The organism is Curtobacterium sp. MCLR17_040 (genome assembly GCF_003234735.1).
In the GTDB taxonomy this organism is placed as follows: Bacteria; Actinomycetota; Actinomycetes; order Actinomycetales; family Microbacteriaceae; genus Curtobacterium; species Curtobacterium flaccumfaciens.
The window spans coordinates 37904-48813 of record NZ_QKTE01000002.1 but is presented as its reverse complement, the minus strand read 5'-3'; the positions used below and the strand labels follow the sequence as shown (position 1 = coordinate 48813).

The window sequence follows — 10910 nt, the reverse complement described above, 5'->3', positions numbered from 1 at the left end:
CCGGCGGCGCTCGCCGCGGGCGGAGAATGGTGGGATGACGACGACTGCGCCGACCTCGACCGCGCTTCCCCGACCGGGAGAGGTCCTCGTGGCCTCGGCAGCGGACGTCGAGCAGGTCGTCCACCGTGCCACGAACAACTACGCCTCCGGCGTCGTCGCGGACACCGCCGGGTGGGCGGACGGCGATCGACGGCGGATCGAGGACCTCGGGTTCCGCGGCGGTGACTCCCGCGGCGAGGCGCTCCGGACGCTCGACCTGACCATCGCAGACGACGGCACCCCGACGCGCATGCTCGACGCACCCGCCATGGCCGCGCTGAACAGCCACCACGCGCGGTTCGCCGAGCGGCGCGGCGACGTCGTCCGCTACCAGACCGACGTGTCGGTGTGGACGGGGATCCCCGCGCAGCCCACCGCGCAGGACTGGGAGGACGTCCGGGCGCTGCTCGGGTCGGGCGGGATGCTCGGCGTCGGTGCCGCCGCCGTCCTGCCCGTGGGGTGGGAGCTCGTCGAGGGTGCCGGTGGCGTGCAGCTGACCGGTGAGGCGATCGAGGGTGCACCGGACGACGAAGCCGTCGTGTTGACGCCCGACGACGTACCGGAGATGACCGCCCTGGTGGAGCGGACGAAGCCGGGGCCGTTCCTGCCGCGGACGATCGAGCTCGGCACGTACCTGGGCATCCGGCGGGACGGGCGGCTCGTCGCCATGGCGGGGGAGCGCCTGCACCCGCCGGGGTGGACCGAGATCAGCGCGGTGTGCACGGACGAGGCGTACCGGGGGCAGGGGTTCGGGCGCCGGTTGGTGCTCGCCGTCGCGCACGGGATCCGGGAGCGCGGGGAGACCCCGCTGATGCACGCGGCCGCCGGGAACACCGGGGCGATCGGGCTGTACCAGCACCTCGGCTTCCGACTGCGGGACCGTGGGGCGCCGCGGTTCGTGCGGGTGCCGTGAGCTGCGTCCTGGTCTGACGGGTCAGAACGCGGCGAGGGCGCGGCGGAGCATGTCGTGGCCCTGGGCCTCGAAGCCCTCGTCGCCGACCGCGTAAGCCCAGGTCGCGGTGCCCACTGCTTCGCGGAGTTGCAGCCAGCGCCACGCGTCCGCAGTGCGCGGGTCGTCGCCGTACCCGTCGAAGAACGCCGCTTCCAGGGCGGGATCGTGCTGCCAGTGGAGCACCGCGAGGCGGGTGAGGTCGAAGGACGCGGGGCGCCAGCCGAACCGGCCGAAGTCGATGACGCGCAGCCTGCGGTCGTGGTCGTTGCGGTCGTCGCGGTCGTCGCGGGCGTCGTCGTCCACGATCCAGTTGCGCGGGTGGAAGTCGCCGTGGGTCGGGACGAGGGCCTGCGTCGCGTGGTCGGTCGGGAGTGCGCGCAGTGCCGCTCGTGCGCGGGCGACCACGTCGTCCGGGATTCGGTGCGGGGCGTCGAGCGCGGCCAGTGCCTTCGCCTGCTCGTGCAGTAGGAACGTCGGGTCGTGGCGGGTGTCCTGGTCGTGTAGTCGTCGGAGCACTGCCCCGGCCTGACGGTGGACGTCTGGGTCGTGCTCGTCCGGGGTCCCGAGGGCGAGGTGCCCGGGGACGCGTTCGAGCACGAGGACGCGGTGTTCCTCGTTCGCGGCGACGAGGGCACCGGTGTCCCCGCTGGCTCGGAGTGCGGCGGTGGCGGTGCGGTGGGCGTCGAGCTCGCGAGGGAAGTGCGTGTTGGTCTGACTGGAGGCCTTCACGGTGAAGCCGTCGTCGCCAGCGCGGACGTGCAGGACCCTGGTGTCGAGGAGCCCCCAGGAGTCATCGGCCACGATGACGGCATCGGGGAGTGTCTGCTGCACGAACGCGATCTGCTCGTCGTCGAGTCCGGTGTCCCCCCAGTGCATGGCGGCACGTTACCGTCCTGCTCCGACCACTGGAACCCTTCGACAACGTCGCGGCCGCCGATCCGCTGCCACCGCATGTTGACGTTCCGCGTGAGGGTTCGTCCTACGCTGGCGGTGTGGACGAGTGGTGGGATCTTGTTGACGCGGCCGGGGCGCCGATGGGTGGGACGTTCCGGCGCGGTGACGCGGGTTGGCCGGGCGGGGCGTTCCATCTGGTGGTCACGGTGTGCGTCTACCGAGCCGACGGAACCGTCCTGCTCACGCAGCGGGCTCCGACGAAGGAGTTCGCCTTCGGGTGGGAGTTCCCCGGTGGGAGCGCGTTCGCAGGCGAGACTGGTCCTGCAGCTGCGTGCCGAGAGCTGCTCGAGGAGACCAACGTCACCGTCGACCCCGAGGCTCTGCGCCGCGTCGGCCGCTTCACCGAGGAGACGGCGCTCGTGGACCTCTTCGTCGTGCAGGAGCCGAGTGGTTCAGCGGTGCGAGCGGATCCGACCGAGGTGATGGATCGGCGTTGGGTCTCCCTGTCGGAGGTCACCGCGCTTCGTCAGAGTGGGGTGATGGCAGAACCATGGGGGCCGCGGCTGGATGCGCTGTGGCCAGCGGCGATGGCATCGATCCTCGCTGCCCGCATGGCACTCTAATGACATCCGAGAGACGGACCAGAACAGGAGCCCGATGGCGTCCCGCATCCAACGCGCACCGCTCGGCGACCGCGGCGCGCTGTGGAACCTCGTCCTCATCTGGGTCGTCATCGTCGTCGGGCTGCTCGCCGCGATCGGCTGCGTCGGCTACATCCTGAACGAGAGCCTCATCTCGTACAGCACTTGCGCCGCCCGCACCGTTTCCTGCGGGGATGCCGGCTGGTACAGCAGCATGGGCCTCACCTTCTTCGGCGGTTTCGCGGCAGTCATCACCGGCGGAGCGTTCGGCATCCGCCGCCACCACCGCGCCGGCGGCGTCTGGTACCCCCTCGCCGGCCTCGGCGGCGCCCTCCTGCTGACCGCGGTCGCCGTCGTCATCCTCAAGGCGGCGACGAACACGTAGGTCGCCGCACCTCGCCGTCGCGGCAGGTAGGGGACGGCCGGGGTCCCCGTCTCAGTGAGCCATCGGCACTGCTACCCGATGGTGACCTGCCTGCTGTACGACGGCAGGCCCTTCCCTGCTGCGTTCACCGGGGTGACTGAGACCATGTTGCTCCCGGCGGACAACCCTGTGAGCGTCAGAGGGCTCGACGTTCCAGTCACACTGTCTCGGTAATCGGAGAGGATGTAGCTCGTGATGGGCAGGCCCCCATCACTTGCTGGCGCGTCGAACGACACGGTGACGGAACCGGGCCCGGTCGTCGTCCCGGTGATGGTGGGACGCCCTGGAGCCATCACGGTCATCGGCGCGGTCCCGAAGGACGTCGTTCCCGCCTTGCTGACGTTTCCCGTTGCGTCTACGGCGAACACCGCGATGGTGTACCGCTGGCCGGTCGGGAGCCGCGGCACCGCCGCGGAAGCGCCGGTGACCACCAGCGGCACACCGCTCTGGACGGTCGCGCCAGCACCGTCGCCCTGCACGAGACGAGCGACGACCGACGTTGCGTCCTTCGATGTGGACGACGTCCACTTCACCTTCGTCGGTGTTGCTGAACCGACCCGGATCCCGGTCGGGGCTGCCGGTGCCGTGACGTCGGACCGTGCTTGCCACTGCAACGTGCCGTGCTGCGCGATCTTGTCGACGCAGTACTGCGTGAACGACATGTCGACCGTGTCCGGCAGCCCGCTGACGGGGTCGAGCTTGAACTGCTTCACCGTCATCGTGCCGTTGGTGTCGCATCCGTACCCATCGACGGTTGTGACGATCGAGTACTTCCCACTGATCGTCGTCTTCGTCGTACCGAGGGGAAACACCTTGCCGTACGGGCCTTCGAGGCGGACGCTGACGATGCCGCCGCTGCCGTCGAGGTCATCCGCCTTGAACCACCAAGCGAGTGCGCTGTACGAGATCGACATCGCCGTTGAGCCGGAGGTTGCCTTCGTCGTCTTGCCCTTGTTGACCATGTCCTTCCCGGAGGAGGTGATCATCGTCTTCCCGAGGAACGCCGAACCGGTCAACGCCACCGTCTGCGTTGCTCCGCCGACCGGCACGTTCACCACAGCGGTGGCTGGACCGGCGGTCCTCGGTCGGAAGTTGATGTTGAACGTGCAGGTCGCGTCGGCTGCGAGGGTGGCTTCGCAGGTGCTGTTGCTGACCGAGAACGACCTCGCGTTCACCCCCGTGACAGCCGGCTTCCCCATCGTGATCGGTGCTGTGCCGGTGTTGTGCACAGTCTCGACCTGGGTTGTCTTCGGCAACCCGATGAACGTCTTCGTGAACACGACGTTCCGTGCGCCCAGGATCACAGAGCCGGCAGCGTCCTCGCCGAACCGGAATTCGCCGATGCCCGGGACGACCGCGTCGAACCTGGTGATCTGACCGTTCGTCGGGTCGGACGCGAGGTCGAGGATCGAGAACTCGCCGTAGATGTACGTTCCGTCGATCTCGAGCGTCGGCTGCTTCTCGCTGTGCGGGTGGTTGCCGTCGAGCCAGTAGACCCCCGTCGTCAGTGGCTTCCCTTCTGGAGGGCTCAGCGTGAACGAACCGCGACCCGTGCCGGTCGTGCGAGCGTTGATACCTCGAGTGGTGTCGGCGTCGGTCAGGACGACGCTGTCCCCGTCAGCGAACTCGGGTTCGCCCTTCGTCTGATACCACGGGGACAAGATCTGCAAGACGCCCCCGCTCGCCGTGGCAGCGTTCGCCTCCGACGTGCCGACGGTGGTGAAGAGTCCTGCGGTGAGAAGTGCAACAGCACCGATGGCTGCTGAGCGGGCGATGCGCCGCATTGCGTAGTCCGTTCTGTCCCGGGGCACGCTCCCGGGGAGAGCGGCAAATGAACATTACTCCGCACTCAGGCAGGTACGCGCCGTGAGGCGACGGCATACCCCTCCCCCTACCGCCAGCTTCCCGCCGCACTGCTCGACCTGCACTTGTGCGCGCTGCTTCGACGTTCAACCGGGCGGTTCGGTATCGAGTTGAGCGCGGGGCCGGTGGTCGGCCCCATCGCCTTCTTCTTCTGCCGTGAGGTACGCGGTGATGTCGAGGGGGTGAGTCCGCGCCGCCGGACCTTTTGCCACAGTTCGACGCTGGCACGTCCTCGTCCGGAACGGTCGTCCCTCGCGGACAGGGCACCTCGCGCCCCTGCTCCACGCAGCCGAGCGTCCGGTAGCCGATCGGCTACCGGACGTTAGCGAGCGGCACCAGCGATCAATGCGATCGCTTCGTCCTGGTCAATGCGATCCCGGCGAAGATGGCGCCGATGACGGCGAGAGCGGCGCTGGTAATGACCCACGGGCTGAGGAAGCTATCGCCGTTGAGAACGCGAGACGTGATCGTGAGTACTTGAGACAGAACGAGCAAGGACCCGACGAGAATCGTGGTGCCACGAGACCACGATGGCTTCTCGTCAGGTTCTTCACTCACGGCCCCATCATGCACCGTGCCGGGGGAGTGGCGAGACTCGATTGAAGATGGCTCAGCGGCGAGCGATCCGGGTGATCCGGGTGATCCGGATGAAGTAGTACGTGAGCAGGAACATTAGGGCGCCCAGCGCGACAAGTAGGTAGCCGATGGCGTCTCCGGATCGAACTTGCGCGATGCCCGAGATTACTGCTGCCGCCCAACGAGCGGCGCGCACACTGCAAGGACTCGAACGAGCGCCAAACCTATTGGAGCAGGTGCTTTCACTTGGGCCAGGCCTGAAGCATGCCGCAGATCGTGTCCCGCTAGCCGATCCTCTACTGGCCGCGCTTCGCCTTCCGAAGTGCGAAGCGCCACAACCCGATGCCCGCTCCGAGCCAAAAGATGCCAAGCGCTGTGTTCAGGACCGCTAGCACCACGTCAAGGTCTGGGCGGATGAAGCGGACAATCGACGTCGTGATGAACACCAGTCCGAAGGCGAGAGCGATCGACCCCAACACCTTCGCGCTCATCACGTCCACCGAGCCAACCTAACGCTGGTGGCGTCTCGATGACCGATCGGCTGACGAGACCCGAGCTAGGGCGCTGCGGCGATATTCTCGACGTGAACCCGCCCAAGGCGCATCTACCCGGTAAGGATGCGTCCTGCCCGCAGCATGGCGAGGGTGGCTGCCCGTTCGAGCCGGGCCGGGTCCGTAGGCCTCACTTCGCTGCGGGCGATGTCGGAGGTCATCAACGAGAACGTCCGATCGGCCATCGACTCACGGACACTTTCAATCTGGCGGCGCTGCGTCTCCTGAAGTCTCGTCGTCTCTCGAACCGAGCGGCGAGCACTGGTGTCCGTAGATGTGAGCACGCATCGACGGAGGTTCCCGACGGAACTCGTCCTGGCCCTCACAAGGATCGGACTCGGTGTTACCGGCGCGCTGAGTCCCAGCGGCGGTGTGGCCGGCCTTCTCTGGCCGCTCGGTGGCGCGCTCGTTTTCCTCGGTATGTACTTCGGCATCCTTGCCTCGTTCGTCGGGGTTCTCGAACGCCGAGCCCGAGCTGCCGAGCGTGCCGACCCTGCATCCCTGCAGCTCCTGGGTTTCCTGACGACATCAGGGCGCGTCGCTTTCGGTCTGCCGTCATCGAACCTCGTCGTGCGCCCGAAGCGATCTCGCGGGAACTGTAGCGTGACGGGTACCGCCAGCTGGCAGCTGACCTGACGCGAACGGAAGTAACATGCGGCAATTGATCGTTCACTACGACGCAATTATGAACCCGGGTGGAGGAATGTCGTTCGGCGTCTGGATCGTCATTGTGATCGCGCTGGTTGCAGTGGGTGGCGCTCTCGCAATCTTCCGTGGTCGTCGCAAATGAATATCTGCGCGACTACAGGTTTGGCAGTCGCATGAAAACCTTGCTCATAGTGACGTTTGCCGCGGGCGCAGTGCCGTTCGCGGCTGGTGTCATCTATTGCGGGATCAACTTCCGACCGGGTCGGGGATTCCCACCGCGGAAGTGGCCGATTGCCGTGATGGTCGTAGGGTTCTTACTCGCCGCCGCCGCGGTCCTGACCGGAATCGCAACAAGCGGGTCGGGCGTTGCGTAGTAGTCGAAGTACGACGGTGTCCGTTGAGGAGTGCTCGGCAGCGAAGCCTGGCGCAGCGTCGCTCTTCAACTGAGCCCCGCGAGCGCAGAACTTCAGCGCCGGGACCGGAACGGAGCCCTCGCACCGAGCCCGAGTCGTGGATTCTCTAGGATCGACCCATGTCCACGACCATGCCCGGCTTCGGGACGGAGCGCATCACGCAGCTCGGTCTGCGCGACCGCGTCTACGACCGGGTGCTCGAGGTCCTGATGGGCCACGATGTCGAACCGGGCATGCGGCTGTCGATCGACGGCCTCGCCCGCTCCCTCGGAGTTTCGCCGACCCCGGTGCGCGAAGCCCTGGTGCAACTCGAACGCACCGGCCTCGTCACCCGTGAAGCGAACAAGGGCTACCGGGTCTCCCCGCCCCTGGCCGGCGACCAGCTCGAGGCCCTGTTCGACGCCCGGCTGATCGTCGAGAGCGGCGCCGTCTCAAGGGCAAGTCAGGACCCCTCTCCGAACACGATCGGCAAGTGGCACAGGCGCTCCTGGGCGATCTGCAGAACGCGATGGGAGGCTAAGCCTTGACGCCGACCGAATGGGGCGAACAGTTCGTGGTCAAGCGCCCTGAATACAAGCAACTGCTCGACGACCCGGTCAATTGGGATGACAACCAGAATCTAATGGAGCACTTGTTCCTAGGCGACGTTGCTATCCAGCTCTCCGCCGCATACCGGCTCGATCCCACAGATGCACGCATTCAGATGACGCTTGACGATTTAGATATCGATTATGCCCGCAGCGAGGAATGGTTGCAGAATGCGATAGCTGTATCATTCGTCGAAAGTCTCGGTCGGCGATCCCCTATCGTCGAGATCCTCGGGCCGGAACTGCGCCAAGTTGCTCGGGAGATGTTGCACGTGAAGTAGGCGTCTGATAGTGCGATTCCGTCGTTCAGCTGCGTTTTTCCCTCATGTTTTCCTGAGGCCTTAGCTGATGACCAGTTGACACAAGAGCGCCCTATCGGCGCGCGGGGCGCGGCAATCGAGCAAGCCAATCGGCGACATGAGCGCGTGGTCGAGGCGACGTCAAGGCGGGTGACGGCCGTGATGGTGCAGCGTGGGCCGGGGGCCTCCCACCGAGCCCGAGTCGTGGATTCTCTAGGATCGACCCATGTCCACGACCATGCCCGGCTTCGGGACGGAGCGCATCACGCAGCTCGGCCTGCGCGACCGCGTCTACGACCGGGTGCTCGAGGTCCTGATGGGCCACGACGTCGAACCGGGCATGCGGCTGTCGATCGACGGCCTGGCCCGCTCCCTTGGGGTCTCGCCGACCCCGGTGCGCGAAGCCCTGGTGCAACTCGAACGCACCGGCCTCGTCACCCGTGAAGCGAACAAGGGCTACCGGGTCTCCCCGCCCCTGGCCGGCGACCAGCTCGAGGCCCTGTTCGACGCCCGGCTCATCGTCGAGAGCGGCGCCGTCGAGCTCGCGGCCCGCGGCGACGTCGACGGCCTGCGCGAGCGACTCGCGGCAGCGCTCGACGAGCAGGCTGCGGTGGCCGCCGAGGTCGCGTCCGTCGGGGCAGCGCAGGCGCCGGAGGAGCTGATGGCCCGCTTCTTCCGCAGCGACTGGCAGTTCCACCAGCTGATCTTCGACGCGACACGGAATCCGTTCCTCGAGGAGATGTCCGAGATCATCACGACGCGCGTGCACCGCATGCGGCAGATCGTCGAGGGTGGCGGGGACGACACGGATCGTGCGGTCCAGGAACACCGGGCCATCCTGGAGGCGCTGGCTGCGGACCCGACGTCGGCCGTCGCCGCGATGCGGCTCCACATCGACGCCGTCCGGTTGCGTTCGCGCGCGGACGCGTCCCACACGAGCTGAGGCGGAGGGGTTGCGTTCCGGCGTCGTGCGAGTATCTTTCCTATAGGAAAGAGGTTCAATGCTGAACCACCACGACATGCAAGGGAGCATTCCGTGACCACTCCACAGGACTGGGTCGACCAGGATTGGGACCCCACCACCTGGACGTCGAAGACCTGGCCGATCGCTGCCTGCCTGCACGGCTTCGCGCAGGTCACCCGTGACGGGACGGCCTTCCACGACGCCCCCGCCGAGGTGTGGGACGAGGTGTTCGCGCAGATCGAGGCCGTCGGCTTCTCGCTCGCCGAACTCGCCGACAGCCACATCCGGCCCGCTGACCTCGAAGCCTCGCGCCGCGACGAGCTGTTCGCCGTCGCGAAGGCGCACGGCATCGGCATCCCGTCCGTGCACCTGCAGCGCAAGAGCGTCATCCAGCCCGGGCACGAGGACGAGAACCTCGCGTACGCCCACCGCACGATCGACGCGGCGGCCGAGTGGGGCATGCAGGTCTTCTCGACCGGGCTGCACCAGCCGTTCACCGACGCTCAGAAGCGGGCGCTGTGGTTCTGGACGGCGCCGGGCCCGAAGGACCCCGACGACCCCGAGGTCTGGAAGGCCGCGGTCAAGCGACTGCGGGAGCTCGGCGAACACGCTGCGAGCGTCGGGCTGCCGATGGCGCTCGAGCTGTACGAGGACACGTACCTCGGCACCGCCGACAGCGCCGTTCGCCTGGTCGAGGAGATCGGGCTCGACAACGTCGGGCTGAACGCGGACGTCGCGAACCTCATCCGCCTGCACCGTCCCGTCGAGGACTGGCGGGAGCTCTTCGCGAAGACCATGCCGCACACGAACTACCTGCACGTGAAGAACTACACGCGTGACGAGGCCGGCGACGGCAGCTGGGCGACGAGTGCGCCGAGCACCATGGAGACGGGCCTCATCAACTACCGCCAGGTCCTGCGCGACGCCGTCGCCGACGGGTTCCGCGGGATCGTCATGACCGAGCAGTACGGCGGGGACAGCCTCGGCGTCTGCGCCACCAACCAGCAGTACATCCGATCCGTCCTCGCGACGACGAAGCTCGACGCGACGGCGACCCCGACTGCAGCAACCAGCACCGAAGGAGCAATCCGATGAGCACCCTCGACATCGCCGTCGTCGGGTCCGGCTACATGGGCGGCGGGATCGCCCAGGTCCTCGCCCTCGCCGGCCACACCGTCCGGATCGCCGACGTCTCGGCCGAGATCGCCCAGCAGAACCTGGAGCGGCTGCTCACCGAGACCGCACAGTTCGTCGCCGACGGGCTGTTCCCCGAGGACGCCGTCGAACGGGTCCGCGCACACCTGAGTGCCGCCGAGTCGATCGAGGCCGCCGTCGCCGACGCGGACTTCATCGAGGAGGCCGTGCCCGAGAAGCTCGAGATCAAGCACGCGACGCTGCGCCGCATCAGCGAGGCCGCCCGCCCCGACGCCGTGATCGGCTCGAACACCTCGACGATCCTGATCGAGTCGCTGGCCGAGGCGGTCGTGGGCCCGGAGCGGTTCCTCGGCGTGCACTTCTCGAACCCGGCACCGTTCATCCCCGGCGTCGAGCTCATCCCGCACCCGACCACGAACGAGCACGCGATCGAGGTCGGCGAGACCGTCGTCGCCGCGACCGGCAAGCAGTCGGCGCGGGTGAAGGACTCCACGGGGTTCGTCCTGAACCGCCTGCAGTACGCGCTGTTCGAGGAGGCCACGAAGATCGCCGACGAGGGCATCGCGAGCCCCGACGACATCGACACCATCGTGCGGACCACGTTCGGGTTCCGCCTGCCGTTCTTCGGCCCGTTCGCGATCGCCGACATGGCCGGGCTCGACGTCTACGCGTTCTGCTTCGAGTCGCTGCAGACCCGCTGGCCCGAGCGCTTCGCCACCCCGCCGTCGCTGCAGCAGCACGTCGACGCCGGTGAGCTCGGCACGAAGTCCGGCGCCGGGTACCTCGAGGTGCCGGCCGACCGCACGCCGGAACTCGTCGCCTACCGGAACAAGGCGTACGTCGCGATGCAGAAGCTCCTCGACGAGCTCGGCCCGGCACCGATCCACTGAGGCGGGAGGGACAC

The 10910-nt window shown here is 67.6% G+C and carries 12 protein-coding genes; 9 read left to right on the top strand and 3 right to left on the bottom strand.

From position 1 onward, the window contains the following. Nucleotides 1-34: 34 nt before the first annotated feature. Complete coding sequence (locus DEJ01_RS02230; RefSeq protein ID WP_220038660.1) at nucleotides 35-952, top strand: GNAT family N-acetyltransferase; 918 nt, start codon at nucleotides 35-37, stop codon at nucleotides 950-952. Between the two features lie 21 nt (nucleotides 953-973). Here DEJ01_RS02230 and DEJ01_RS02225 read toward each other — a convergent pair whose 3' ends face one another. Next, nucleotides 974-1867, bottom strand: coding sequence for a phosphotransferase (locus tag DEJ01_RS02225; RefSeq protein ID WP_111092101.1), 894 nt, complete (start codon nucleotides 1865-1867; stop codon nucleotides 974-976). Between the two features lie 116 nt (nucleotides 1868-1983). Here DEJ01_RS02225 and DEJ01_RS02220 point away from each other — a divergent pair, with 116 nt between their 5' ends. Both DEJ01_RS02220 and DEJ01_RS02215 read left to right on the top strand, forming a co-directional pair. Then, entirely contained in the window at nucleotides 1984-2508 is a 525-nt protein-coding gene (locus DEJ01_RS02220; RefSeq protein WP_111092100.1) for an NUDIX domain-containing protein, read from the top strand. A 34-nt stretch (nucleotides 2509-2542) separates the two neighbouring features. After that, the gene (locus tag DEJ01_RS02215; RefSeq protein ID WP_111092099.1) at nucleotides 2543-2911 is read left to right on the top strand and encodes a hypothetical protein; all 369 of its coding nucleotides are present in this window, start codon (nucleotides 2543-2545) and stop codon (nucleotides 2909-2911) included. 71 nt (nucleotides 2912-2982) lie between these two features. Here the strand turns inward: DEJ01_RS02215 and DEJ01_RS02210 are convergent, their stop codons facing one another. Together DEJ01_RS02210 and DEJ01_RS02205 are read right to left on the bottom strand one after the other, a co-directional pair. Then, nucleotides 2983-4620 (bottom strand): choice-of-anchor D domain-containing protein, encoded by a 1638-nt coding sequence (locus tag DEJ01_RS02210; protein WP_181438339.1) that lies wholly within the window; start codon nucleotides 4618-4620, stop codon nucleotides 2983-2985. A gap of 1065 nt (nucleotides 4621-5685) precedes the next feature. Then, nucleotides 5686-5889: a hypothetical protein gene (locus tag DEJ01_RS02205; protein ID WP_111092097.1), complete on the bottom strand. Its 204-nt coding sequence runs from the start codon at nucleotides 5887-5889 to the stop codon at nucleotides 5686-5688. Nucleotides 5890-6592: 703 nt separating this feature from the next. Between DEJ01_RS02205 and DEJ01_RS18030 the strand changes: the two genes are divergently transcribed. The 6 genes from DEJ01_RS18030 to DEJ01_RS02180 all read left to right on the top strand — a co-directional run bounded on the left by DEJ01_RS18030 (nucleotide 6593) and on the right by DEJ01_RS02180 (nucleotide 10896). Beyond that, a complete protein-coding gene (locus DEJ01_RS18030; RefSeq protein ID WP_181438338.1) occupies nucleotides 6593-6730 on the top strand; it encodes a hypothetical protein in 138 nt (45 codons plus the stop codon). 390 nt (nucleotides 6731-7120) lie between these two features. Then, a complete protein-coding gene (locus DEJ01_RS02200; protein WP_111092096.1) occupies nucleotides 7121-7528 on the top strand; it encodes a GntR family transcriptional regulator in 408 nt (135 codons plus the stop codon). After that, nucleotides 7525-7869: a hypothetical protein gene (locus tag DEJ01_RS02195; RefSeq protein WP_146247541.1), complete on the top strand. Its 345-nt coding sequence runs from the start codon at nucleotides 7525-7527 to the stop codon at nucleotides 7867-7869. The genes DEJ01_RS02200 and DEJ01_RS02195 overlap by 4 nt, the downstream gene beginning before the upstream one ends. A gap of 244 nt (nucleotides 7870-8113) precedes the next feature. Beyond that, a complete protein-coding gene (locus DEJ01_RS02190) occupies nucleotides 8114-8830 on the top strand; it encodes a GntR family transcriptional regulator (protein WP_110863648.1) in 717 nt (238 codons plus the stop codon). Between the two features lie 93 nt (nucleotides 8831-8923). Beyond that, the gene (locus DEJ01_RS02185) at nucleotides 8924-9946 is read left to right on the top strand and encodes a sugar phosphate isomerase/epimerase (RefSeq protein WP_111092094.1); all 1023 of its coding nucleotides are present in this window, start codon (nucleotides 8924-8926) and stop codon (nucleotides 9944-9946) included. Beyond that, nucleotides 9943-10896 carry a 3-hydroxyacyl-CoA dehydrogenase family protein gene (locus tag DEJ01_RS02180; RefSeq protein WP_027466963.1) on the top strand — a complete coding sequence of 318 codons (954 nt, stop codon included), beginning with the start codon at nucleotides 9943-9945 and terminating at the stop codon, nucleotides 10894-10896. The genes DEJ01_RS02185 and DEJ01_RS02180 overlap by 4 nt, the downstream gene beginning before the upstream one ends. Nucleotides 10897-10910 lie beyond the last annotated feature (14 nt).